The 24,042-nt window shown below is 58.8% G+C and carries 26 protein-coding genes, 6 tRNA genes and 1 pseudogene; 17 read left to right on the top strand and 16 right to left on the bottom strand.

The features are described from left to right. The first annotated feature begins 135 nt into the window (after window positions 1-135). From ACIQUF_RS11195 to ACIQUF_RS11175, 5 genes are all read left to right on the top strand, one after another. Window positions 136-211, top strand: a tRNA-Asn gene (locus tag ACIQUF_RS11195). A 2-nt stretch (window positions 212-213) separates the two neighbouring features. Further along, window positions 214-290: transfer RNA gene (locus ACIQUF_RS11190), tRNA-Pro, on the top strand. 6 nt (window positions 291-296) lie between these two features. Continuing rightward, a tRNA-Lys gene (locus tag ACIQUF_RS11185) sits at window positions 297-372 on the top strand. Between the two features lie 48 nt (window positions 373-420). Beyond that, window positions 421-497: transfer RNA gene (locus ACIQUF_RS11180), tRNA-Pro, on the top strand. Between the two features lie 5 nt (window positions 498-502). Then, window positions 503-578: transfer RNA gene (locus ACIQUF_RS11175), tRNA-Lys, on the top strand. A 171-nt stretch (window positions 579-749) separates the two neighbouring features. Here ACIQUF_RS11175 and ACIQUF_RS11170 read toward each other — a convergent pair. From ACIQUF_RS11170 to ACIQUF_RS11160, 3 genes are all read right to left on the bottom strand, one after another. Then, entirely contained in the window at window positions 750-2,045 is a 1,296-nt protein-coding gene (locus ACIQUF_RS11170; RefSeq protein WP_400798007.1) for an NAD(P)/FAD-dependent oxidoreductase, read from the bottom strand. Window positions 2,046-2,129: 84 nt separating this feature from the next. After that, complete coding sequence (locus ACIQUF_RS11165) at window positions 2,130-2,303, bottom strand: DUF3094 domain-containing protein (protein ID WP_346615901.1); 174 nt, start codon at window positions 2,301-2,303, stop codon at window positions 2,130-2,132. A 133-nt stretch (window positions 2,304-2,436) separates the two neighbouring features. Continuing rightward, window positions 2,437-3,066 (bottom strand): DUF1780 domain-containing protein, encoded by a 630-nt coding sequence (locus ACIQUF_RS11160; protein ID WP_403131343.1) that lies wholly within the window; start codon window positions 3,064-3,066, stop codon window positions 2,437-2,439. Between the two features lie 97 nt (window positions 3,067-3,163). Between ACIQUF_RS11160 and ACIQUF_RS11155 the strand changes: the two genes are divergently transcribed. Then, window positions 3,164-3,847 (top strand): energy-coupling factor ABC transporter permease, encoded by a 684-nt coding sequence (locus ACIQUF_RS11155; RefSeq protein WP_403131341.1) that lies wholly within the window; start codon window positions 3,164-3,166, stop codon window positions 3,845-3,847. 73 nt (window positions 3,848-3,920) lie between these two features. Here the strand turns inward: ACIQUF_RS11155 and yacG are convergent, their stop codons facing one another. Genes yacG through ACIQUF_RS11135 form a run of 4 tightly spaced genes read right to left on the bottom strand, consistent with a single transcriptional unit; the run spans window position 3,921 to window position 6,818 of the window. Further along, window positions 3,921-4,121 carry a DNA gyrase inhibitor YacG gene (yacG, locus tag ACIQUF_RS11150; protein ID WP_167059234.1) on the bottom strand — a complete coding sequence of 67 codons (201 nt, stop codon included), beginning with the start codon at window positions 4,119-4,121 and terminating at the stop codon, window positions 3,921-3,923. Beyond that, window positions 4,118-4,741: a dephospho-CoA kinase gene (coaE, locus tag ACIQUF_RS11145; RefSeq protein ID WP_403131338.1), complete on the bottom strand. Its 624-nt coding sequence runs from the start codon at window positions 4,739-4,741 to the stop codon at window positions 4,118-4,120. Before coaE ends, yacG begins: the two co-directional genes overlap by 4 nt. Then, window positions 4,741-5,607 (bottom strand): prepilin peptidase, encoded by an 867-nt coding sequence (locus ACIQUF_RS11140; RefSeq protein WP_403131336.1) that lies wholly within the window; start codon window positions 5,605-5,607, stop codon window positions 4,741-4,743. The genes coaE and ACIQUF_RS11140 overlap by 1 nt, the downstream gene beginning before the upstream one ends. A gap of 2 nt (window positions 5,608-5,609) precedes the next feature. Continuing rightward, window positions 5,610-6,818, bottom strand: a complete 1,209-nt coding sequence (locus ACIQUF_RS11135; protein WP_403131334.1) for a type II secretion system F family protein — start codon at window positions 6,816-6,818, stop codon at window positions 5,610-5,612. Between the two features lie 215 nt (window positions 6,819-7,033). On the opposite strand from ACIQUF_RS11135, the gene ACIQUF_RS11130 reads away from it, so the two are divergent. The 7 genes and pseudogenes from ACIQUF_RS11130 to ACIQUF_RS11100 all read left to right on the top strand — a co-directional run bounded on the left by ACIQUF_RS11130 (window position 7,034) and on the right by ACIQUF_RS11100 (window position 14,101). Further along, window positions 7,034-7,444 (top strand): pilin, encoded by a 411-nt coding sequence (locus ACIQUF_RS11130; RefSeq protein ID WP_403131332.1) that lies wholly within the window; start codon window positions 7,034-7,036, stop codon window positions 7,442-7,444. Window positions 7,445-7,514: 70 nt separating this feature from the next. Continuing rightward, window positions 7,515-7,590, top strand: a tRNA-Thr gene (locus ACIQUF_RS11125). 165 nt (window positions 7,591-7,755) lie between these two features. Then, window positions 7,756-7,966: pseudogene (locus ACIQUF_RS11120) on the top strand (Arm DNA-binding domain-containing protein); the annotation flags it as partial. 1,034 nt (window positions 7,967-9,000) lie between these two features. Then, entirely contained in the window at window positions 9,001-9,483 is a 483-nt protein-coding gene (locus ACIQUF_RS11115) for an ImmA/IrrE family metallo-endopeptidase (RefSeq protein ID WP_054888454.1), read from the top strand. Then, window positions 9,480-9,893 carry a hypothetical protein gene (locus ACIQUF_RS11110; protein WP_028625274.1) on the top strand — a complete coding sequence of 138 codons (414 nt, stop codon included), beginning with the start codon at window positions 9,480-9,482 and terminating at the stop codon, window positions 9,891-9,893. The genes ACIQUF_RS11115 and ACIQUF_RS11110 overlap by 4 nt, the downstream gene beginning before the upstream one ends. Window positions 9,894-9,989: 96 nt before the next feature. Further along, a complete protein-coding gene (locus ACIQUF_RS11105) occupies window positions 9,990-10,832 on the top strand; it encodes a competence protein CoiA family protein (RefSeq protein WP_403131329.1) in 843 nt (280 codons plus the stop codon). 938 nt (window positions 10,833-11,770) lie between these two features. Beyond that, the gene (locus tag ACIQUF_RS11100; protein WP_403131327.1) at window positions 11,771-14,101 is read left to right on the top strand and encodes a YecA family protein; all 2,331 of its coding nucleotides are present in this window, start codon (window positions 11,771-11,773) and stop codon (window positions 14,099-14,101) included. A gap of 532 nt (window positions 14,102-14,633) precedes the next feature. Here the strand turns inward: ACIQUF_RS11100 and arsH are convergent. Genes arsH through ACIQUF_RS11080 form a run of 4 tightly spaced genes read right to left on the bottom strand, consistent with a single transcriptional unit; the run spans window position 14,634 to window position 17,497 of the window. Beyond that, a complete protein-coding gene (gene arsH / locus ACIQUF_RS11095) occupies window positions 14,634-15,368 on the bottom strand; it encodes an arsenical resistance protein ArsH (RefSeq protein ID WP_403131325.1) in 735 nt (244 codons plus the stop codon). Then, window positions 15,368-15,838 carry an arsenate reductase ArsC gene (locus tag ACIQUF_RS11090; RefSeq protein WP_403131323.1) on the bottom strand — a complete coding sequence of 157 codons (471 nt, stop codon included), beginning with the start codon at window positions 15,836-15,838 and terminating at the stop codon, window positions 15,368-15,370. The genes arsH and ACIQUF_RS11090 overlap by 1 nt, the downstream gene beginning before the upstream one ends. 9 nt (window positions 15,839-15,847) lie before the next feature. After that, window positions 15,848-17,137, bottom strand: a complete 1,290-nt coding sequence (locus ACIQUF_RS11085) for an arsenic transporter (protein ID WP_403131321.1) — start codon at window positions 17,135-17,137, stop codon at window positions 15,848-15,850. Window positions 17,138-17,146: 9 nt separating this feature from the next. Then, entirely contained in the window at window positions 17,147-17,497 is a 351-nt protein-coding gene (locus ACIQUF_RS11080) for a metalloregulator ArsR/SmtB family transcription factor (protein ID WP_403131319.1), read from the bottom strand. 365 nt (window positions 17,498-17,862) lie between these two features. Here ACIQUF_RS11080 and ACIQUF_RS11075 point away from each other — a divergent pair, with 365 nt between their 5' ends. The 4 genes from ACIQUF_RS11075 to ACIQUF_RS11060 all read left to right on the top strand — a co-directional run bounded on the left by ACIQUF_RS11075 (window position 17,863) and on the right by ACIQUF_RS11060 (window position 19,881). Further along, on the top strand, window positions 17,863-18,045 hold the full coding sequence (locus ACIQUF_RS11075) for a hypothetical protein (RefSeq protein ID WP_400797951.1): 183 nt from the start codon (window positions 17,863-17,865) through the stop codon (window positions 18,043-18,045). Further along, window positions 18,035-18,646, top strand: coding sequence for a YitT family protein (locus ACIQUF_RS11070; RefSeq protein ID WP_403131318.1), 612 nt, complete (start codon window positions 18,035-18,037; stop codon window positions 18,644-18,646). The genes ACIQUF_RS11075 and ACIQUF_RS11070 overlap by 11 nt, the downstream gene beginning before the upstream one ends. 136 nt (window positions 18,647-18,782) lie before the next feature. Continuing rightward, window positions 18,783-19,199: a hypothetical protein gene (locus ACIQUF_RS11065; RefSeq protein WP_403131316.1), complete on the top strand. Its 417-nt coding sequence runs from the start codon at window positions 18,783-18,785 to the stop codon at window positions 19,197-19,199. A 451-nt stretch (window positions 19,200-19,650) separates the two neighbouring features. Beyond that, on the top strand, window positions 19,651-19,881 hold the full coding sequence (locus tag ACIQUF_RS11060; protein WP_403131315.1) for a hypothetical protein: 231 nt from the start codon (window positions 19,651-19,653) through the stop codon (window positions 19,879-19,881). A 90-nt stretch (window positions 19,882-19,971) separates the two neighbouring features. On the opposite strand, the gene ACIQUF_RS11055 is transcribed toward ACIQUF_RS11060, so the two are convergent. The 5 genes from ACIQUF_RS11055 to glyA form a co-directional block, all read right to left on the bottom strand. Then, entirely contained in the window at window positions 19,972-20,406 is a 435-nt protein-coding gene (locus ACIQUF_RS11055) for a DUF2846 domain-containing protein (RefSeq protein ID WP_403131314.1), read from the bottom strand. A 160-nt stretch (window positions 20,407-20,566) separates the two neighbouring features. Next, window positions 20,567-20,884 carry a helix-turn-helix domain-containing protein gene (locus tag ACIQUF_RS11050; protein WP_403131312.1) on the bottom strand — a complete coding sequence of 106 codons (318 nt, stop codon included), beginning with the start codon at window positions 20,882-20,884 and terminating at the stop codon, window positions 20,567-20,569. Between the two features lies 1 nt (window position 20,885). Further along, window positions 20,886-21,182 (bottom strand): transcriptional regulator, encoded by a 297-nt coding sequence (locus ACIQUF_RS11045; RefSeq protein WP_403131311.1) that lies wholly within the window; start codon window positions 21,180-21,182, stop codon window positions 20,886-20,888. A gap of 267 nt (window positions 21,183-21,449) precedes the next feature. Further along, window positions 21,450-22,406, bottom strand: coding sequence for an arsenic resistance protein (locus ACIQUF_RS11040; RefSeq protein ID WP_403131310.1), 957 nt, complete (start codon window positions 22,404-22,406; stop codon window positions 21,450-21,452). 249 nt (window positions 22,407-22,655) lie between these two features. Next, window positions 22,656-23,909, bottom strand: coding sequence for a serine hydroxymethyltransferase (gene glyA / locus ACIQUF_RS11035; protein ID WP_012316314.1), 1,254 nt, complete (start codon window positions 23,907-23,909; stop codon window positions 22,656-22,658). Window positions 23,910-24,042 lie beyond the last annotated feature (133 nt).

The following is a 24,042-nucleotide window of genomic DNA, read 5'->3' as shown; positions in this document are numbered from 1 at the left end:
GAAAAAAAGGGGTTGACAAGCAAAACGAAGAATGTAGAATAGCCGGCCTCAGCAGCGACAAAGCGAAAGCAGCGAAGCTGAAGAGATCGAAGCTAACACAGACTTCGAAGCAGTAAAGATGTACCGAAGTTCAGTTCCGCGATAGCTCAGTCGGTAGAGCAAATGACTGTTAATCATTGGGTCCCTGGTTCGAGTCCAGGTCGCGGAGCCACTCGGGGTGTAGCGCAGTCCGGTAGCGCGCCTGCTTTGGGAGCAGGATGTCAGGAGTTCGAATCCCCTCACCCCGACCATTTTCCGGGTCGTTAGCTCAGTTGGTAGAGCAGTTGGCTTTTAACCAATTGGTCGTAGGTTCGAATCCTACACGACCCACCATATAAAGAGGGCATCTCAGTAGAGGTGCCCTTTTTATTATGTAACACCCGGGGTGTAGCGCAGTCCGGTAGCGCGCCTGCTTTGGGAGCAGGATGTCAGGAGTTCGAATCCCCTCACCCCGACCATTTTCGGGTCGTTAGCTCAGTTGGTAGAGCAGTTGGCTTTTAACCAATTGGTCGTAGGTTCGAATCCTACACGACCCACCATGTAAAAAGGGCATCTCGCATGAGATGCCCTTTTTCTTTGTGCGGCGCAAAGCTAGAAAGTGCGCGATGCCTGTGGGAGCGGCTTTAGCCGCGAAACAGGCAACGCGGTGAATGGCACCGGCTTCGCCAGTGTTCGCGGCTGAAGCCGCTCCCACGACGGCCCCGCTACCGTCAGTGCAGCTTCAGCCGCGGCTCCGTACCTCGGCCAATCTTGCTGCCCAGCATCATCATCGCCGTGCGGAAGAACCCATACAGCGCCATCTGGTGCATGCGGTACAACGACACATAGAACATCCGCGCCAACCAGCCTTCCAGCTTCACACTGCCCATCAGGTTGCCCATCAGGTTACCCACCGCCGAGAAGCGCGACAGCGACACCAGCGAACCGTAGTCCTTGTAGGTGTAGGTCGGCAGCGGCTTGTTCTCCAGCCGTGCCTTCAGGCTCTTGGCCAGCATTTCGGCCTGCTGGTGCGCCGCCTGGGCACGTGGCGGCACGTTGCGGTCGCTGCCAGGCTGCGGGCAGGCGGCGCAGTCGCCAAAGGCGAAGATGTCATCGTCGCGGGTGGTCTGCAGGGTAGGGCGCACCACCAGTTGGTTGATACGGTTGGTTTCCAGGCCGTCGATGTCCTTGAGGAAGCCCGGTGCGCGAATGCCCGCCGCCCAGACCTTCAGGCTGGCCTGGATCACTTCGCCGCTGGCGGTCTTCAGGCCATCAGCCGTCACCTCACTGACTGCAGCGTTGGTCATTACCGTCACGCCAAGTTTTTCCAGGGTCTTGTGCACCGGCACGCTGATGCGTTCTGGCAGCGCCGGCAGCACGCGCGGGCCAGCCTCGATCACGGTGATGTGCATGTCTTTGGGCTGGATGCGGTCCAGGCCATAGGCGGCCAGCTCGTGGGCGGCGTGGTGCAGCTCTGCCGCTAGCTCAACACCGGTGGCACCGGCGCCGACAATGGCCACGCTGATCTTCTCGCTGGCCTGGTCGCCAGCATGGGCGCGCAGATAGTGATTGAGCAATTGCTGGTGGAAGCGCTCGGCCTGCTTGCGGGTATCCAGGAACAGGCAGTGCTGCGCCGCGCCCAGGGTGCCGAAGTCGTTGGTGTTGCTGCCCACGGCGATCACCAGGGTGTCGTAGCTCAGGGTGCGCGCGGGCACCAGCTCGCGGCCCTCTTCATCGAGAGTGGCGGCCAGTTGGATCTGTTTGCCTTCACGGTCCAGGCCACTCATGCGCCCCAACTGGAAGTTGAAGTGGTTCCACTTGGCCTGGGCCACGTAGTTCAGTTCGTCTTCCGAGGAGTTGAGCGAGCCGGCGGCCACTTCGTGCAGCAGTGGCTTCCAGATGTGCGTGAGGTTGGCGTCGACCAGGGTGATCTCGGCCTGCTTGCGCTTGCCCAGGGTTTTACCCAGGCGGGTCGCCAGTTCCAGGCCGCCGGCGCCGCCGCCGACAATCACGATGCGATGAGTCATGGGGATATCTCATAAGGTTTACGGAATTCGTGGCCCTCAGGGCCGGCCGCAAACTGCAGGAGGGGAGGGCGAGCGCAAGGCAGCTCATAGCACCAGTCCACTCAACAGGCGGCTGATGAGACCCAACCCGATGGTCACCGCCAGCACCAGCACAAGGAGCAGCCACGGCCGGAAAGGCTTGCGCTCGACTTGGTGCTGGGGGGCTTGCAGGTACTCATCGACACGACGCTGATCTTCAGGATTCAGTCGGCTGGTCATGGTAGGGCCTCGTCAGGTAGACGTATGTGACTGCCGGAACGCTACAGCGTTCGGGCAAGTACTTGAGGTAAATGATAAAGCTTTCTGTCCCTGGCGCCGAGTGTACGCCATCGCAATGACTCTCGGCACTGGATCAAAGACTGATGCCGACGTCGAAAACGATGCTGCGCCCCAGGTTGCCGCGCAGGAAGTCCGGCGCGTCGGGGTGGGCGAACAACACTCGGGCAAAGGTCGGGCCGACCAGCGACAACGAGCGCCAACCCTGGCGCAGGTACTCGGTGGGCGGCGGGAAGTGGGTGTTGAGGTCGAGCACTTCGCGCTTGAGGCTGGCGAAGGCGATGATGTCCAACTCGCTCAGGTCCAGCCCGCGTTCACGATAGTTGTGCGCCTTCTTGCGCAAGGTCGGCGCCAGCCGCGCCAGCAGCTCAGTGGCCGCGATGCGCCTGGGCCGCGCCTCACGCCGCACCAGTTGGGCCAGGGAAAAGGCACTGCGCCGCCGCTGCAGCTCTTCGCGCCACTCGTCGTTGAGCCGACGCCCCTCGTCGAGCACGAAAAACACTTCGAATGAGGCATCGCGGAACAGCACATCCGGCGGCTCCTGGCCGGCCGGCGTGAAATCCTCGCCGCGATAGGGAATGTTCAACCCCTGCAGCAGGCGCTGGCATACCCAACGCTCCCGCTCCCATTTGCGTGCATTGGAGAGGAAGGCGTTGGCTTGTTCGGCCTGGATGGTAAGCAGGCGCAGGTAGTCTGAGTCATCCATGCAGACAAGCTTAGACGCTAAATCATGACGTTAAGATGCTGTTTTGAATGGGTCTAGACTCAAGTTTATCCACAGGCTCGACAGGGGCATTCGATCGGTGATCAGCGCGCAGGTCTTGTCCGACACTAGCCTTACCCTCGGCTGGCTCGGTTATGTGCCTTTATTGCTCTGGGCGGCCAGCCGCAGCCGCTGGCTGGAGCTGTTCGCCGACAGCCGCCGGCAGCATCTGCTGTTCGGTACGGTGTTCTGCCTGTTTGCGCTGTGGTTGGTGAGGCGCGACTTCGATACCGGCGTGTCCTATCACTTCATCGGCATGACGGCGGTGACCTTGCTGCTGGACTGGCCGCTGGCGGTGCTCGGCGGGTTTCTTGCCCAGCTCGGTCTGCTGGCGCTGGGGCGTCAGGACCTGGCGGCGCTCGGGGTCAATGGCTTGCTGCTGATTGGCCTGCCGGTGCTGATCACCGAGGTGTGCGCCATTCTGGTTGAACGGGCGCAGCCGCGTAACCTGTTCGTTTATATCTTCTGTTCGGGGTTCTTTCCGGCGGCATTGACCGTATTGATCTGCGTGCCCGTGGCGCTGGGGGTGCTGTGGTGGGATGGGCTTTTCGCGATGCCGGAGTGGCTCAGCGACTTTGTAGGCTACCTGTGGCTGATGATGTTTCCGGAGGCATTTATCAACGGCATGGTGATCAGTGCTTTGGTGGTGTTTAGCCCGGAGTGGCTGGAGACGTTTAACCGCAGTCGGTATCTACAGGCGCCGTGGAAGGATGATGAGCGATAGCCTTGCATTGGCTGTGCCGGCCTCTTCGCGGGCTTGCCCGCGAAGAGGCTCGAACAGGCACGCACTGTTTACCTCAGTGCCGCGGCTCCAGATCCCCCGAAAACAACTCATCCTCGGAGTCCGGCGCCACCGGAATCTTGTGTTCCTCAGCCGCCCAGGCCCCCAGATCAATCAGCTTGCAGCGATCGGAACAAAACGGCCGGAACGCGCTCTTCTCGTTCCATTCCACAGGTGCGCCACAGGTCGGGCAGTCGACGGTCAATGGCTGGCTCATGGCTGGCCTCCTCGTAAAGTCAGGTAAAAGTGGTGCAGGCGGTCAATCTGCTCATGAAGCCCGGCGAGGTCGCCGTCATTGACCACCACGTCATCGGCATGGCCCAAGCGTTCCTCGCGGGCCAGCTGGGCCTTGAGAATCGCCTGCACCTGCTCGGCACTGGTGTTATCCCGCGCCAGGGTTCGCGCTACCTGGAGTTCAGCTGGCGCATCGATCACCAGCACGCGCTGGACCTTCTGGTGCTGGCCAGACTCGATCAGCAGCGGCGACACATACACCGCATAGGGTGACTCGGCCTTGGCCAAATAGCTGAAAATTTCCTGCCCAATCAGCGGGTGCAGCAGCTGTTCCAGCCATTTGCGCTGGGCCGGGTCGGCGAAAATCAACTGGCGCAGCGCCGCACGATCGAGCTGGCCGTCGTCCTGCAGCACGCCTGGGCCGAAGCGCTCGACGATACTGGCCAGGGCCGGGCGGCCAGGTTCGACCACCCAGCGCGCCGCCTGGTCAGCATCGACCAGGTGCACGCCAAGCTCGACGAAGCGCTCGGCGGCGGCACTTTTGCCGCTGCCGATGCCGCCGGTGAGGCCGAGTATCCAGGGGGTGAACGCCGCAGTGGTCATCAGAATCCAAGCAGTTGCAGGTAGGAGGCGTATATTTCATCACCCCAGAGCACAGCAATCCACCCCGCAATCGCCAGATAAGGGCCAAAAGGTATCGCCGTGCCGACCGAGTGCTGGCGCAGGCGCAGCAGGCACAGGCCGACAACCGCGCCGACCACCGACGACAACATCATGGTGAGGGGTAATACCTGCCAGCCGCCCCAGGCGCCCAGCATGGCCAGCAACTTGAAATCGCCATAGCCCATGCCTTCCTTGCCGGTGATCAGTTTGAACACCCAGTAAACTGTCCACAGGCTGAGGTACCCAGCCACTGCGCCCCAAAGTGCATCGGACAACGGCACCACGGTGTCGAAGGCATTGACGATCAGCCCCAGCCAGAGCGTCGGCAGCACCAGCACATCCGGCAAGATTTGCTGGTCATGGTCGATCAGGCTCAGCGCCAACAGGCTCCAGGTAAAGAGCAGCAGGGCGATTGCCGTGACACTCGCGCCGTAATGCCAGGCCACCACCATCGAGAGCAAAGCGCAGCCCACCTCGACCAGGGGATAGCGCGAACTGATCGGATGCTTGCAAGCCGAACAGCGCCCGCGCAAGGCCAGGAAGCTCAACACCGGAATATTTTCCCAGGCGCGGATCGAGTGCCCACAATGCGGGCAGCGTGAAGCGGGCAAGCACAGGTCGAAGCGCTCGTGCTCACCGCTTGGCAGCCCCAGCACCTCCTGCGCTTCACGCTGCCATTGGCGCTCCAGCATGATCGGCAGGCGATGCACCACCACATTGATGAAGCTGCCGAGCAACAGGCCCAGCACCGCCGCCAGAGTGATGAAATACGCTGGCTGCTGCGCCAGTAAAGTCCATGCAGTCATGTTCAGATCAAACTACCCAACTGGAAGATCGGCAGGTACATCGCCACCACCAGGCCGCCGACCAGCAAGCCCAGGATCAGCACGATGGCCGGCTCCAGCAGGCTGGTCAACTGGTCCAGCGCCTGGCTGACCTGTTCCTCGTAATGGCTCGCGGCTTTGCCCAGCATCTGGTCCAGCGTACCGCTGGATTCGCCGATGGCCGTAAGCTGCACCAGCAGTGGCGGGAACAGCCTCTCCAGCGCCATCGCCTGATTCAGCCCCTGCCCATTGGCCATGCTTTGGCGCAGCCGCAAGATTGCCTGTTCGTACAAGTCACTGCCGCTGGCCTTGGCCACCGTCCCCAGTGCATCCAGCAAGGGCACACCAGCGGCGTAAGCCGTTGCCAGGCTGCGTGCAAACCGGGCCAGCGCCGCCTGCACCAACAGGCTGCCAAACACCGGTATACGTAGCATTTGGCAAGCTATCCACAGGCGCGCTGGCGCATGCTTCCGATAAACCTGGCGCACGCCTACAGCGAGCGTAAATGCACTTATCAACAGCAGGGGGGCAAGACGGCCCAGCCCTGTGGACAAGTCAATGACCCACTGAGTGAACGCCGGCAAAGCCGCATCGAAGCCGGCAAACAAACTCTGAAACCGCGGAATCACTTCCAGCAACAAAATCGCCGAGACGCCCAGCCCGGTGAGCAACAGCAGCAGCGGATAAAGCATCGCCTTACGTACCCGTTTGCGCAGCGCCTGGCTCTGCTCCAGCATGCCCGCCAGCTGTTCGAGCTGCCGGTCCAGCGTGCCGGACTGCTCCCCCACCCGCACCAGGTTGCAGTACAAGGCATCGAACCACAGCGGGTGGCGCTGCAACGCATCCGCAAACCCCAGCCCCGCCGCCACATCCTGTTTCAATCGCTCCAGCAGCGCCGCCTGCCCAGCCCCGCAGCCGCTGCGCCCCATCACCTCGAACGCCTGCAACAACGGCACACCGGCCTTGAGCAAGGTTGCCAACTGTCGGCTGAAACCCGCCGGATCACGTTTCTCTGGCCGCTTCGGCCAGCGCCAGGCCAGCCCGCCTGCCGGCCGCACGCGGGTGACACGAATACCCTGACGCTGCAGGCCGGCACGCACGTAAGCCAGGCTACGCCCCGCCACCTGCCCGCTGACTATTGCGCCGTTGGCATCGGTGCCATGCCATGCGTAAAGCTGTGTTGAATGGTTCATGCAAAGGTCCTTTTTTGCTCGTGTGACAAGCCTGGAAACAGCTTGCCGCGTCCATGAAGGGGCGCGCTTCCCTGATGCTCACTAGAGTAGTTCAGCGAAGATGACGCCCTGGCAGGCAGGGGTGACAAAAGGTGTCTGTTCAGGCCTACTGCGCCGCTGCCAGCCGGGGTCGAGATTGACCTCAATGCATACGCGTATCAAAAAGGAAACTGTTCATGAAAGGGCAACGCGGTATCACCCTGATCGAACTGATGATCGTCGTCGCGATCATCGGCATCCTGGCGACCATCGCCATTCCGATGTACACCAACCACCAGTCACGTACCAAGGCAGCCGCCGGGTTGCTCGAGATCTCCGCGCTGAAGACGGCGATGGATTTGCGGTTGAACGAAGGCAAGGACGTGGCGGATGTAGCCTCGTTAGGGGGCCAGCCCACAACCTCGCATTGTGCGATCACAGCGCAGGGCACGGCTGCTGACGGTAGCGGCAGCCTCACCTGCACCCTGGTCGATGCGCCGGCCAATGTGGTCGGCAAAGCCCTGACACTGACCCGCTCGGCCAGCGGGTGGAGCTGTACCACCACCATCGAAGACGACCTGGCGCCAGGCGGTTGCAAAGGGGCCTGAGGGTAGGGCAATAAGTCAGGGGAAACAGGGGTTTGCGTAACGGGTGCGGCAGTGGTACGTTGCGCTACACGCCGGTGTAGCTCAGTCGGTAGAGCAGCGCACTCGTAACGCGAAGGTCGCAGGTTCGATTCCTGTCTCCGGCACCATGTACTCTTCCGGGATGGTCCAGCAAGTTCCAGCCAGCCCAGTGAAACCGCCGCCTAGGCGGTTTTCTTTTATCCGGATTCTTCCGAATTCTTCCAGTGCATTCCTGTCTTTTTTAGTACATTGCGCAGTACATCGTAGATTCGAGTACTCAGGTGATGTACTAAATGCCCCTCACAGACACAGCGGCCAGGCAGGCCAAGGAAAAAGCGTACACCCTCAAAGACAGCGACGGCCTTTTATTGCACGTTGCCGCCAACGGGACAAAGTCCTGGCTACCGATTCACCTGGCACGACAAGCAGCCGCGCATTTCCCTGGGCACTTATCCCGACATCAGCCTGCGCGATGCACGGGAGCGGCGCGACCAGGCCAGGTCAAGATCGAGATAACGGAGACTTGGTCCCGCTACAGCTCGTCTTCGACAAAGGGTAAAGGTATCAACCATATTCCAAAGCCTGTTGAGATTCGCATCGTCGACTTTCAAGAGCGCCTTGAAGAGATTGCGAGCCTTGCATCATCGCGCGTGGCGTTCGGCGATTCGTATGAAGACGAACTTCATGGCATCTGGGCGCATTTGAATGCCGAATTTGAGCAGTAGGCGGGGCGGTTTACGCACGAGCGTCACGTAGGCGGGGGGCGTGATACCGCGAGGTACGCAGCCAGGTACGCGCTGCTGGTACACATTCTGGCGTGCGGGTCACAAGTCAGCGAGGCACTGACTCAATAAATGCTTTCCTTTTGGAGTGGGCGCCCAGGGACGCGAACCGGTGCCAGAAGCTTTGAGGTGTGCCCTTGCCAAGCTGGCCCAGGTCGTGAAGTACGCGGAGGTTTTCCAGCGCTTGCTCCTTTGTGAACGTCGGGCCTAGTGCTTCTAGCGCGAGTCGCGCATTGCGTCGAAAGCCGTAGTTCAGCTCGTGCCCAGCCGGGGTCAGGCGATACATGGCCATGATTGTGACCTCCCACGTAGATGAGATATCCATGATAGCCATTGCGCCGGCGTCCGCCTTGCGCCTAGTTGTTCGCAACCATGGCTCGCAGTCAGGTTCGCAACCCCCCTATGCGCGAACCTTCCGTGCGAACCTGGCGTCCTGCCGGTTATCAAAAGTTATGATTTCCAGGTGGAGGTTTCCACTGTGGTTTCCACGGTATTGCGGCTTCCGGTGACCACGATGCCGCAATGAATGACCACATGAAAACCACAATGCTCGCTGCCCAGCGCCAGCCTATCCGCTCTCAGGTTCCAAGGTAGAGCTTCGTACCGCAAGTGCTGTATGAATAAACAGTGAATTTCTGTATGCTGATAGAACGAGGCACGACGACGGTGTCAACATGAATTTGACCCCGGGCCTTGACTTAGGCAGAATCGCGCCTCATTTTTGATAAACCAACCCAACTGACACAGGAGGTCGACATGGTGTATCGCACTGCTGCAGACGTCCTTCAGGCCCATTGGGATGGAAGATTGCCGGTGAATCCTCAGGCCATAGCGCAAGCGATGGGAATTGAGGTGAAGGCTCTGACTCCCTTTGATCCTGCCACCTGGCGCCCCAATGAAAGTGGGCATTACTCGTATCGCGAGGGGCGCCCTTTGATCACCTACAACTTCACTGACGCCCCGGTGCGGCAACGGTTTACGATTGCCCATGAGATTGGACACCACGTCCATGGCGATCTCGACGCACCTCGAGACACGACGGAGCAGTTCAGCGCCAGGGCACGTGACCCCAAAGAGGTCGCAGCAAATCGATTCGCGGCCGCACTACTTATGCCGGCAGCGTTGGTCAAGCACATGGTAGTTGAGCAAAGGATTACCGATCTCTCCAGATTGGCGCAGACCTTCGGAGTGTCCACTGCTGCCATGGAGTTCCGGCTCAAAGCGATCGGGTTGTTATGACAGTTTCGAGCGATGACCTGTCCCAAGGTGAAGCTGAGAATCCGGGGCTGATTGGCGATTACCTTCGGAAAGAGGCTTGGCGGTTTCGGTGGGAGAAGCGTCTTACCACCGTTACCGTTAGCCTCATCATCATTTTTTATGTATCGCTCCTGGGGTTCGTATTTTTCGGCAACATTCGAGTAACGGCCGGTGCTTGGTATTTCTTTGCTTCGGTGAGGCCGCATACTACTGGCGACATCCCCATCATCGTGTCCCTCTCAACGGTTCCGACGCTTCTGCTGATCGCATTGCTTAGGTACTTCCACCATAGGCCCAAGCCTGAGCAGGATGAACCGCAGGCGACGCTGCCCATCAGCGTCGAGGCGGCGAAAGAGATCATCAAGGCCACCACCGACGCTATGAAGCCTTAATAATAACCCCGCCGACAGCGGGGTTTTTTTATTCGCGGCGGTAGCCCCACGGGTGGCCGTCAGATCTCCCTGGACAAACGCCCCGGAGTAAATCGCATGGCTTCAATGGATGTAGCAGTTGTTGATGGGCAGCGACTGCCGCCTGCTCCCGGATTGAGGGGAGTTTGTGAGAGGTGTGGGGCGCCAGCTCAGGCGAAGTGTGGGCCGATCGTTCGCTGGCGTTGGGCGCATGCCGGCCGGCGTCATTGCGACCCTTGGATGGAGAATGAAGGACCATGGCATAAGGCCTGGAAGGAGCTATTTCCCTTCGAATGGCGTGAAAACGTTCGCATTGAGGAAGCCAACGGGGAAAGGCATGTGGCTGATATCAGGCGGCCTGATGATCTTGTGATTGAGCTCCAGAACTCTCCAATGCCGCTCGACGAGATGCGAAGTCGAGAGCAGTTCTACGGCGAGAGGATGATCTGGGTCGTCAATGGTGAGAGTTTCCGCAATCACATCAACATCGGTGTTGCTCTGCCTGCCCCCGAGCATCCCCAGCTTGACGAATATCAGTTGGCTATGCCGATCTTTGGGACTCAAGCAGCTTTGTGGCTTGGGTATTTTCGTCGGGCGGATTTGGATGCCCGAACGTCCACGCGCGACCTCATGGAGCTTTTCCACGGCAAGGAGTTTGAGGCCCTTGAGGGATCGCACCGTGGCCACCATGCCTGGTCCTGGAAAAGGCCACGTGAGGTTTGGCTACATGCCCGGAGAACCGTGTTTTTTGATTTCGGCGGGAGAGGGTGTCTTTGGGCACTGGTTAATTACAAAGGGCACACCGGGAAGGCGATTTATCCCGTCGTTCGCGAGCGGTTCATGCAAGCTGCTTTATCCGGAGCACAGCTCGACTTTGATCAACCCCCTAGCATAGCTGTTCCAATAGCGCCGCAGGTTTAGCTTTACCCAGCCTTTACCGAATATGAGACAGGCATGAGACGGAACCAGCATGGCCTGTGCGCCCGAGGCCTTTGTTCAGGCGGTGAGCGTAAAACTGGGGGATGACGCCGTCTCACATTGCCGGTGGTGCTAAGCACTTGTTTGACCACGCTTTGACGGAGTACGGACCAGACAGATGACAGTGGCTCTTGTGGCCGGGCGTCTGAGGTCTTTCCGGTGCTGGAGGCCGTCAAAGTAGGGGGGCGTACCCCGGACAGGCCTAAGACGGATTTTGGACCGCTTTGGACGGATCGGTGCGGGTGTTGGGTGGTGGTGCTGGCGCTATGGCGCGTGATGGTTGGGCTGCCAGTCTCGTGGCGGGCGAATCCGGCCGTAAGCTCGTCCAGAGTTTCCAGGTGAAACTAGACCCGCACTAGACCGCGATAGACGGTGGTCGGTGGCCCGACTCACTGGATCACTTGCCGCGCCTGGCCTGGACCTATGCGTGACAGGCTAGCGCGGGTAACCCCGTCTAATGCCGAGGCCCGAATTATGGACAGGCTCTGGGCGGATTTGCGCCAGCACCAGTAGGTAGGGCGTCATGAAGCCAGCGGCGTGCCCGGTGTGCGGGCAGCTCGATCATGCCTTGCCAGCTTGCTCTGACCAGAATGGCCAGCACCCTGGCCCCTTGACAGTCCTTGACGGAAATTTCTGACCACGCTTGACGGATTCAGCCGCGGACGCTTGAGCATGGTCGGCTGTAAGCCTTGCTGTACAAGGGCTGGCATTGAACCTGGCGGACTGACCGAGGCGACCGCCGTCAAAAATTTCCGTACATTTTCATCTAGGGAGATTGGGCCTAGAACAGTAGTTCTGCCAAGCTATCCCTGATTATTAACACCACGTCCAACCATGGCTCTACTAGAATCTTGGCCTCAATCGCATCGAGGGAAGTTGTTATGGATCAGGAAAATATGACGGACGCTTGTGCTTCCCTATTACGGGGTATGGAGAGCACTGCCGCCCGTATGCGCGATTTGATTGTTGCTATGCCCCCACATGATTTACTCGGCTATATCTACGCCCGGCACATGATGAAAGCGATAGCGGGTCAGCGCGGCTCTCAGGACCATCACGAAGAAGGCGACTTGGATGATTTGATTGATGAAAATCAATTTCTATTAGAGTACGTCCATGCAGTTCTCGCATCAGATGTCGCCCCTATGGATGTAGTCTTCGACGAAGCCCGGTGTGTCGAACTGTTTGAGCTTGGCCGAAAACTGCGAGAGCAGGCTATGATTTTCGCCATGGCTTCGTCCGACAATATTAAAGATGGTGTCTTTGGCCCAGACACTGCAGACATTGAGTTTCGCGCGAAATCTTCTTGGGTCTTACTGCGAGGGAACCGCTACCAAGTGTTGGAAGGCGAGTTCTATCGATACGTTTTGTCACCTCATGAAGATGTGCTGAGAGAGGTATATGGAGCTAATTCCGCTGAGATTGCGGATGGTTTCCAGGCCCTGGCCAATGCCGGCCGTTCAGGGCATTCCAATGCAATCTCGATGCTTATGAGACAGTTCGAGTCTGCGCAGAATTTCGCTGCGGTTCAGGGAAAGCCTCTGGAAGGCGTCATGGAGGAATGGGTCGCGTGCAACGAGGAACAGACGAATGCCGCAGGCCAGGCGATAAATGACATGTTTCGGGGTGGTATAGCCAACGTGAGTCTTCATACGAAATTGCCGCCTTTGCTCTTGGCGGACTTGGCTTATCGGCGCGGGGAGGAAACCGAGTTTTTTGCGCCTGGGGATTTCGTTGGGACACCGTATAGGACACTGCCAGCTAGGAAGAAACCCCTGATCCAGCTAGGCGAGGATTACTACGCAGTAGATCCGTGTTTCACCCGAGACTCGGGCTATCGGGCACTGCTTTTCAATCTCCTTCAGCGAAAACCTGACTACAAAAAATCGTTCAATGATCGCCAGAAAACGATGAGCGAAGCGGCTTTCGCCGACATCCTGGCCGCCCAGCTTCCAGGCGCTAAAGTTTTCCAAGAGGTTTACTACAAAGACCCCGCCACCAATAAATGGTCAGAGAACGATACTCTTATCCTGATCGACGACGTGTTGTTCCTAGTCGAAGCCAAAGCCGGCGCTGCTGCGACTATTGCATCTCCGGCACTTGATTTCGGACGTCATGCCCAGTCCGTGCAAGATTTGGTTATTAAGGCCTATACCCAATGTGAGCGCTTCTTCAATTATCTGAATTCATCAGAGGAAGTCACCCTCTACCAGCTCGTAGACGGCAAATATCAAGAGTGCGGCCGTGTCCGCTCTTCCGAATACCGAGTGATGATACCGATCGGGTTGACAGTCGAATCCTTCTCCCCCTTTTCAGCGTATTGCAAAAAACTGCCGCAGATCGCGCCGCTACTCGGGAAGCACGCTTTCATTTCGATGTCTATTGACGACCTGTTCGTGCTTAAGCGCTTCCTGCCAACCCCGGGCGAGTTCATGCACTATATGGAGGTGCGCCAGGCTGTGGCAGCTAGGCGTCATGCTCATCTGTTCGATGAGTTTGACCACTTGGGTGCCTATCTGAAGAAGAACCGCTTCGATCATGACATCGACAACCATTTAGCAGATGGCTCAGTAAGCATGCTCATTTGGGATGGTATGAGTAATTTAATAGATAAGAGCTTCGAGGGCGAAGACTGGAATAACACTCCGCTTCCTAAGCAGCACTTCCCTGTGGAGTTAGACAGGCTACTTCAAGCTCTTGACGCAAACCGAACTCCAGGATGGCTTGTAGCGGAAAGCCGTATTCGTGATCTGGGAGAAGAGGGACGTGATGATCTAGCCAAAACGCTGTCTGATCTTCGCCGCACTCTGAATCAGCGCCCCTATCGTTTTTTCCTGCTTGGGGGCTCCGCACCCATATTTGTCTGGCTTCAACAACACGATCACAAAATTGACTGGACTACGGTGCATGTCAAGGCCAGCGCAGGCGCTTTGTCTATCAATGCCTCCGACATGGTAGGCATTTTGGCCTGCGTAGATTCTGATGGGACCTATCATCGAGCCCAACCCTTCGCTGTTCATGCGCCCGGACAGCGAACGGCAGAAAATGATCATGTTTTCGAGGAGGCCGCCCGAATCACCCAGTCCGCGCTCATGGTGAAGCCAAAGCCTGAGAAGAAATTCATACCAGCAGCGGGGATCGAAAAACAAGGACGAAATGAGCTGTGTCAATGCGGCAGCGGTGTCAAGTTTAAGAAATGCCACGGCCGCTGACATACTGCTATCCGAAAATGACCAGTACCTATGATCGGCCGGCTATACATAACCCCCTGGGCATCGCTTAAACAATGGCTATACACAACCCCCCTGGCATCGCGTTGGTTGCCGAACCCACACCCGGAGTTGTGGGCATGTAAGTGATGAGCACAACTGACCGGGATAGGGCCGTTCGATTTCAAATCGAACCCTTCTGGTATGCCTACCTTCACCTGGTGCCAGCCACTACCTCGCGGCGGGGTGGTGGATCGAGCCGCATACCAAGGGTGGCAGCGCAGGTACTTTTCGTTTTAGGTATATGTTTAGGTATACAGTGCTGGCGTGGTGTCATCGAAATGCCCGGTTCCATTGGGCTTGAGGTGCCTGATTCGACTCCTGTCTCCGCACCACATCCAGCTCCACTGCATTCCGCTGAATGCCTCGAAGCCTTCTAAACCGGCTATCTGGCCGGTTTTTGTTTCCGAATCCCCGAAAGCTCCCAGATCTCCACCAACCACCCTATTTCAAGCACGCGCCATTAGCCTAGCGTTCAAATTACCCGCTGATTCACTCGCTTGGAGAGCGCTTCTGCACTTTCCTTGCGCTCCGAGTACCGGTCAACCATATACGCCTCCCGCCCCCGCACCAGCAGCGTAAACTTCATAAGCTCCTCCATCACATCAACCAAGCGGTCGTAATACGAAGATGGCTTCATCCGCCCGTTCTCATCGAACTCCAAAAATGCCTTGGGCACGGACGACTGATTGGGGATGGTGACCATGCGCATCCAGCGGCCTAGCACACGCAGCTGATTGACCGTGTTGAACGACTGCGAGCCACCACACACCTGCATCACTGCAAGGGTCTTGCCCTGAGAGGGCCTCACTGCGCCCAACGCCAGGGGAATCCAGTCAATCTGAGCCTTGAACACGGCGGACATGGAACCGTGGCGTTCGGGTGAGCACCACACCTGGCCCTCCGACCACAGCACCAAGTCACGCAGCTGCTGCACCTTCGGATGCTCTACAGGCGCATCATCTGGAAGTGGCAGGCCGGAAGGGTCGAAGATGACCGTCTCTGCTCCCATGAGCTCCAGAATCCGGGCAGCCTCCTGAGTGAGTAGACGGCTGAACGAGCGCTCCCGAGTCGATCCGTAGAGCAACAAAATGCGCGGCTTGTGGGCTGGAGGGGCGTGCTGGGTGAGCTTGTCGAGAGACGGGGCGTCGAACAACTCAAGGTCCAAGCTAGGGAAGTCCAGCGGTGTCTCCGAGGTGAATTCGGTCATCAGAGTTCTCCAATCCGATCCAGTGCGTGCTTGAGCTCCGTAGGAGTGAGCGCGCTGTGATTGAGGGCAAAGAACGCGGCGAAGCGCTTGCGGATATGGCTCACGGTCGCATCAAAGGCCGCCTGCACTTCCTCATCGCTTCCTTGAACATCGGAAGGATCGGAGAGACCCCAGTGGCTCTTTACGGACGGCCCGAAGTACACCGGGCACGGTTCACCACCAGCCTTGTCGCACACGGTAATTACGATGTCCGGTGGGTTGTCCTGGAAGCTCTCGGAGCCTTTGCTATACAACGCAGAAGTATCCACTCCGAGGCTATTCAGCGTGCTGACTGCGCGCGGGTTCAAGCGCCCACTGGGGAAGCTGCCGGAGCTCACGGCAGTCATTCCTTCAGGGGCAAGGAGATTGAACAGGCCCTCGGACAACACGCTCCGACAGCTATTGGCGGTACACATGAACAGGATTTTCATTGATGGCTCCTAGGCGTGGAGGCTCAGCCGCAAGGCCAAGGCGGCCAGGGTCACGAGCAGGATAGGCAGGGTGAGGAGGGTGCCCACCTTGAAGTAGTAACCCCAGGTGATGCGGATGTTCTTCTGCGCCAGGACGTGCAGCCACAGCAACGTAGCGAGGCTGCCGATGGGCGTGAACTTTGGTCCGAGGTCGCAGCCGATCACGTTGGCGTAGACCATTGCGTCATGGATCAAGCCTGTAGCATCGCTGCCTTGGATCGAGAGGGCGCCAATGAGCACGCTGGGCATGTTGTTCATTACTGAGGACAACAAGGCTGCCGAGATGCCTGTGCCAATGGTTGCTGCCCAAAGTCCGTGCCCGGCGAAATAGCTGAATAGTGTGGAAAGGGCATCGGTGAGCCCAGCGTTTCGCAACCCGTAGATGACCAGGTACATCCCCAGCGAGAACACTACGACCTGCCAGGGAGCATGCTTGATGACCTTCCGTGTAGAGATGATGTGGCCTCTACCTGCGATGACCAGAAGGATGGCGGCGCACAGGGCCGCGACAACGCTGATGGGAATTCCCAAAGGCTCCAGCGCAAAAAGACCGGCCAACAACAGGACAAGTACCCACCAGCCCGCTACAAATGTGACTCGATCACGAATGGCCCGCTCGGGGGCGGCCAGTTGCTCGGGATCGTACTGGGCGGGAATGTCCTTGCGGTAGAACAGCCAGAGCATCAGTAGCGTGGCGGCCACACTCACCAGGTTGACTGGCCACATGATGGAGGCGTACTCACCGAAGCCCACGCCGAAGAAGTCAGCAGAGACGATGTTCACCAGGTTGGACACGACCATGGGCAGGCTTGCAGTGTCAGCTATGAATCCTGCCGCCATTACGAAGGCGAGGGTGGATGCAGGGCCGAAGCGTAGGGCTGTGAGCATCGCGATCACGATGGGCGTGAGGATCAGTGCAGCGCCATCGTTGGCGAACAGTGCGGATACCGCAGCGCCCAGCAGAACCATCAGTGCGAAAAGGCGCCCGCCTTTGCCACGCCCCCAGCGCGCCATATGCAAGGCTGCCCATTCAAAGAAACCGGCCTCATCGAGCAGAAGGCTGATGATGATGACCGCGATGAAGGTGGCCGTGGCATTCCACACAATGTGCCATACCGTAGGAACATCACCGAGGCTGACCACGCCAGTAAGTAGCGCCAGGATTGCGCCCGCAGCGGCACTCCAGCCAACGCCAAGGCCCTTGGGTTGCCAGATGACTAGTGTGAGTGTGAGAACGAAGATCAGGCCAGCGGTGAACATTTTCGATCCTCAGCAGCACGAAGCCTGGCGGACAGGGCGGCCTTCCATGGAGGCAAGGCGTCCTTGGTCGTCATGAACCCAGGTCTGGTGCGCCTCAAGCGTTACCTGCAGGACACCTTTGATCCATTCGGGAAGCTCGGGGTGAAGGCGGTAGTAGATCCACTGACCCTGGCGACGATCCTCCAACAGTCCGCAGGCCCTTAGCTGGGCCAGGTGTCGGGACACTTTCGGCTGATTGTCATCAAGCGCCCAGATGAGTTCGCACACGCAAAGCTCCCCTTCGGCGAACAGCATCAGCATGATTCGTGCTCGGGTTTCATCACCGAGGCACTTGAAGACGGTGGGAGGAGAGAGGGGCATGGTAGACCTATTAAATATGGTAATTCGTATATTCGTATTTACGCATATATAGACAGTGTTAGGGAAGCCCCGCGGTAGCTCTGTTGAAATCCTTTGGAAGGCGCCTCGGCCCCGCGCGCGATTGCCCCCGATCGGATTTAGCCGGCCCTTAAAAAATCCGCCCACTATTAGTCAGTGCATAGTTTTATCGAGATTTTTCAATATAGCGAATAGTTAATTCGAAAATAGCCCCATTACCTGCAAAGTTAGAAAGCACTTTCCGCACAATCAGCGCCATCATTTCCCTCAGCTGCCGGCCTACCCTGGCCCAAGGCGCCCCAGGTGAAACCCACCTACCGAACCACCCTCCCAAAAGGAAGCGCCCCGTGTATCAGGTGACTTACGACCTGGCCGACGCCCAGTCGAGCCTAGAATTCATCCTTGAACAAGTGATCTACGGAACCGTGGTTATCATCGTTCGCCACGGCATCGAGATTGCCCGCGTCACCCGTGTGGAAGGCTTGCGCCAGCCAGCCACTCGGCGCATGGAGACGCCGTATGAACACTAGCGCCTCCTCTTACCCACGCAACAGCACGCTGGATGACGCGTACGGCCTGTTTACGGGCATCGCCCTGGCCGCGACCGGAATTGCAATCCTGGGCAAGAGCGGGCTGATCACCGGGGGTATTGCTGGAATGGCCCTGCTGGCGTCGTTTGTCACCGCCTACCCGCCATCGGTGCTGGTGCCGGCAATCAATGTGCCGTTCCTGCTGTTCGCGCTGTTCACCATGGGTCGGAACTTCACCCTGAAAAGCATCCTGGTCAGCTTCGCACTGGGCCTGGGCGTCAAGCTGGTTAGCCCGGCGTTGAACGTGAACGGGATCGAGCCGGCGGTGGGGTGGGCGCTCGGCGGGACGCTACTGGGAATGGGCATTCTCTGCCTGGTCAGGCACAACGCATCCATGGGCGGTACCGGGTCGATGGTCCTGTGGTTCCAGCGCAAGTTCGGCATCAACGCCGGTGTGGCGCAGCTCGTTTGCGATGCGGCGCTGTTCCTGGTCGCGGCCTTCTACCTGCCGGCCGACAAAATGGCCTGGTCGGCCGTGGGCACCGTCGCCATGAACCTGGTGCTGATTCGCTGGCACAAGCCTGGGCGGTATCGGGGCTAATTTCCGGGGCGCCAGTGGTACGCGTTCCTACGCCCGGACGGGGATCGGGAGGGGTATGGCTCATGTCCTGCACTGGCGGAGCCGATTAGGATTTGTCACAATCGGGACTGGTTAGTGGCGTTGTGATATCGCTTTCATGATGCACTTATTGTTGACGCGTGGGGGCAGTGTGTCGGATTGCGAGTTGATTGAGCTTTCAGCCAGGTCCATCGGGCTGGAGCTTTCCTTCCAGAATGGCTCGGCAGGCTATTACCGAGATTTCGGGGACTGCGTGGCCTGGCTTCCATGGGACCCGATTGTGGATGGCGCTGATGCAATGCGGTTGGTGGTGCAGCACGGCATGCAGATTAATGCGGGTGCAGTGACCTGCCGTGTTGGCACCCACAAACGAGAGCATGTTCGGGATTACCCTGTAGGGGTGAACGGGGAAACCGATGTCGATCTCGCGACCCAAGCGCTCTGCAGAGCGATCGCTGAGGTTGCGGTTGATATTTACAAGGCCGGAGAGGCTGAGAAAGCCTATTCCCAGCCAACCGCTCTTTCGAATGCCTGATCGGGCAGCCCTACGTCACCTGCTGTCTTTTCTGATACCCAAGAAACTTGCAGACGCGGGTTCAGAGGGATAAATTGCCTCAGTCGCAACTAACGATGCGACCGGGTTTGGCGACCCGTACGAAAAGGCGCAACGGCGCCCCGATCACGATTGCAGGCGCTTTTTTTGCGTCCGCAGTTTCGTGTAATGGCGGCTGTGCGTGGGAGACCTTCGGGTCTGCCGGGTTCCTTTTCCTCGGTTCGCCAACCTGCGTACAGCTGCCACCCTAACCGTTTGGCGACGGTCAGCGTGGTGCTTCAACCGAAAAGGACCTCATGCATGCTTACCGCAAGTCTAAAAAGGATCCTCGCATCCGTTCTCCGCCGCCGCCCCACGCCGGCCCCCAGCCTTCACCGTTTCTACCCCATCTGCTCCAAACCCCATCCCGCCTGCACACCAAGGCAGGTCCCCCATGACTGACCTCGAACGTTTATCCACCATCCAAAGCTACGCCTGGACGCTCGAACTGCTCGGCGAAGCCCTCGTACAGCACGACGAGATGCTCGAATGCGAGCACAACCCGCAGCTGACCTTCCGCAACACCGCCGGCATCCATCAGGCGATTCGGATCATCAGCCGCTTGGCCAGTGAACAGTGTGGGAAGATGGCCGAGCTCAGCCATCAAGGTGATCTAGCCGACTAGGAAACAGGCGCTATCGCCCGCCATTGGCTGGGCGATAGCGCATGTGTCGACCCCAACACATTCCAAGTTGGATAAGACTTCCGGCGTCGGCTACAACGTCCCTGCCAGCTTGGTCCCCATCACGCCGGCTTTGCCTTCTGCTTCACTCATCACATGCAGTTGGGTCTTGGCATTACCGAAGCCCATTCTCATTTCCTGCCAGATGTACAGGTTCTTGCCTGCCTCGGCAGTCACCTTGAGCATATGGAACTCCCCGCCGGTGCATGAAATGGTGTGTTCCCCCGGGGTTACTTCAGCGACGAGATAGGTGTCTTTGGCAGTGGCGCCGATCATGCGGCCGTCGATGGACACCATCCACTGAATTGCAGCACCCATGGTTTCGTTGCGGTAGATGTAGATGCGCGACTTGTCCGCCACGGTCTCGAAGCGCTTCATTTGCGCATCTTCGTAGGGGTGGGCCATCGGCACGGAGGTGCAGCCTTGCAACAGAGCGAACGTGGCGAGCGCGGCGAGGAGCTTTCTCATGAAATGTCCTTATTTGAGTAAAGGCGTTTTGCTATGGCGCAGGATGTTTTATACCCGTTGGGCGGGCGCTATCCAATGCTTGGCAGTCACTGGTCTTACACGACTCGACGTGTGCTATAGAGTGACGATATGGGCATCACGAATTGGCAGAGAAATTCGATTAATGTGTGGCCAGCTCCTGTGTAAGCTCAGGATGCTTGAGAATCAAACGCATCAGGCACAGCACACCGCCAGGAGGCACGAAGCGACCTTGTTCCCAATCGCGTAAAGTCGCCACGGGTGTAGCAATGCGCTCGGCGAACGAAACTTGAGTCAGGCCGCAGCGCTCGCGAGCCTGGCGAACCAGGATTTGCTCAGGGGTGGTAATGTGCCCAACCCCCAGCTTGGCTTCTTCTAGCGCTTGGCGCAGATCAGGCAACGGCTCGCCCGCATCAACCTCAATAGCCTTCGCAACTTTTTCGATATCAAGATCACGCATGTCATACCACCTTGCTGATTTCAGCGGGGCTTATGTTGGCTCGCTCTGCCTTGGCATAAACCGTAACCAACAACACAATTTCGTTTTCGCTCAGGTTGAAGTAAATCACCCGAGCGCCGCCGGATTTGCCTGATCCTGCGCAGCTCCATCGCACTTTTCGCGCGCCATCCGCTCCGGGAATCACATCTCCAGCCAGCGGATTCACCGCAATCCAGTCGATGAATGCCACTCGCTCTTCATCAGTCCATAACTTGGCAGCGTTTTTTTGAAACGTTGGCGTCTCGATTACTGTGCGCATAGTGAATGTACGGGAATCCCTTACAGCTCGCAACGTGGAAAATGGATGCTCGAAGGGGCGAGCCGCTCCTTGAACTCGTCGAGCGCAAACTGAATGCGCGCATCCGGTTCATTTTCCGGGCTCAGTAGTCAAAATGCTTCATCCGCTGATTTTCCGAATGTTTCACGGTCGAGCGGAGGTAGAGGGCGGCGGGAATGCGTGGGTGTTATCTGTGAGATTTTGGGGCTGCTCTGCAGCCCCTTCGCGGTGGCTTCTACACCGACTGCATCATTTTTTGACCAGCGCCGGCACCACACGCACATAAACCAACTCAAACACCAACTCCACAAGCGTCTGGGTTATCACCGCCGCCGCCGCCAGCCCACGCAGGTCTTCCGGCAACGCCAGCGCCAGCGGCAACACCACCAACGAATTGCGTGTCGCAGCGCTGAAGGTCACCGAGCGAGCCTCAGCCCCCGGCAAATGGAACAACCGCGCCGAAACAAACCCAAGCACCGGTGCCAGCAGCATGAAGCCGAGGTACACCGGGATCACCGGCAGCAAGCGCTCGAAATCGCGCAGCACCACGGCAATCTGCGAACCGATCACTGCCACCAACACAAGTGCCATCGTCGGCACTGGCATCCACGCCCAGGCGTCGTTCCAGTTCGATATCACCCTTGAACGCCGCGCGCCGGCCGAGGTGAGCACGGCGAGGACCATCGGCAGCACGATCAGCAGCACGAAGGCTTCGACGAAGGGGGTGATGTCGATCGCCACCGCATTGCCATCGCCAAGCATCAACATCAGATACACCGGCAACAGCAGCAACTGCACCAGCAGCAGGACGGGCGTGGCTGCGAGGGTCAGGCGTGAGTCGCCTTTGCCGATGTGAGTGAACACCACCACGTAGTCGATACACGGGGTCAGCAGCACCAGCAGGGCGCCGATGAGGATGGCCGGGTGTTCGACCAGGCCGCGAGTGGCGGCCCACACCAGCAGCGGCACGAGCACGAAATTGGCCAGCAGCAGCGCGGCCATGAAGCGGCGGTTGCCCAGGCCCTGGCGCAGGTCGAGGAAGGGGATCTGCAGGAACATCGCGTACATCAGCACGGCGATGGCGGGGGTAATCAGGGCTTCCAGCAAGCGCGCGGTGTCGGTGGCCAGCAGGCCGAAGACCACTGCTGCGAGTACGGCGGCGAAGTAGATCGGGATTTGCTGGGTTTCGAGTTGTTCTCGGGTCAAGGTGGGGCCTGTGCTGGTAGATTGGTTTGGGTGGGGGCAGGGCTAGCGCTGGATGGCACGGGCTTCGCCCGTGTTCGCGGGACAAGCCCGCTCCCACAGGGATCGCGCAGCTTTTTAAGTTTTGTGGAAGACAGTTGCTCCCCCAGGGATCTCATTGTGCCAGCCGGTGCCATTCACTGCGTTGCCTTCTGCCATAAACGAAAAAGCCCGGCACAAAGGCCGGGCTTTTTCACATCAGGCAATCGCCAATCAGTTGCCGTAAACCGGCAGCTTCTTGCAGATGGCCTTGACCTTTTCACGCACGGCGTCGATGACGGCGTCGTTGTTCAGGTCGGCGAGGATGTCGCAGATCCAGCCAGCCAGCTCTTTGCACTCGGCCTCTTTGAAGCCACGGGTGGTGACGGCTGGGGTGCCGAAACGCAGGCCGGAGGTTACGAACGGGGAGCGTGGGTCGTTCGGCACCGAGTTCTTGTTGACGGTGATGAAGGCTTTGCCCAGGGCAGCGTCAGCATCTTTACCGGAGATTTCCTGCTTGATCAGCGACAGCAGGAACAGGTGGTTCTGGGTGCCGCCGGAAACGACGTCGAAACCACGCTCGATGAACACGCTGGCCATGGCCTGGGCGTTCTTCACCACTTGCTGCTGGTAAGCCTTGAACTCAGGCTGCAGGGCTTCTTTGAAGCAGATGGCCTTGGCGGCGATGACGTGCTCCAGCGGGCCGCCTTGGGCGCCTGGGAACACGGCCGAGTTCAGCTTCTTCTCGATGTCGGCGTTGGCACGGGCCAGGATCAGGCCGCCACGCGGGCCGCGCAGGGTCTTATGGGTGGTGGTGGTGACCACGTCGGCGAACGGCACCGGGTTCGGGTACACGCCAGCGGCAACCAGGCCGGCGACGTGGGCCATGTCGACGAACAGGTAGGCACCGACCTTGTCGGCGATGGCGCGGAAGCGCGGGAAGTCCAGCACTTGCGAGTAGGCCGAGAAGCCGGCAACGATCATCTTCGGCTTGTGTTCAACAGCCAGGCGCTCGACTTCGTCGTAGTCGATCAGGCCGTTGGCGTCGATGCCGTACTGGATGGCGTTGTACAGCTTGCCCGAGGAGCTGACCGAAGCACCGTGGGTCAGGTGGCCGCCGTGGGCCAGGCTCATGCCCAGGATGGTGTCGCCGGCCGACAGCAGTGCCAGGTAAACGGCAGCGTTGGCCTGGGAACCGGCGTGCGGCTGGACGTTGGCGTAGTCGGCGCCGAACAGTTCCTTGGCGCGGTCGATGGCCAGTTGCTCGACCACGTCGACGTACTCGCAACCACCGTAGTAGCGCTTGCCTGGGTAGCCTTCGGCGTACTTGTTGGTCAGGACCGAACCCTGAGCTTCCATGACCGCTGGGCTGGTGTAGTTTTCCGAAGCGATCAGCTCGATATGCTCTTCCTGGCGCAGAGCTTCTTGCTGCATGGCTTCGAAGAGCTCGGCGTCGTACTTGGCAATGGTCAAATCACGGCTGAACATAACGGTCCTCAAGGATCGGGCTGAATTGGGGGTGCATTCTAACCGATTGATTCGCGCCTGGCATATGAAGTGGCATCAAGTCGCGGACCAATGGGCTTCATGTTGCATCCCGCGCCCCGCCTGGGCTGGCTGG

The organism is Pseudomonas sp. NPDC090233 (assembly GCF_044772285.1).
In the GTDB taxonomy this organism is placed as follows: domain Bacteria; phylum Pseudomonadota; class Gammaproteobacteria; order Pseudomonadales; family Pseudomonadaceae; genus Aquipseudomonas.
Note: the sequence above shows the minus strand (reverse complement) of the source record. Positions and strands in the feature narration are given on the sequence as shown.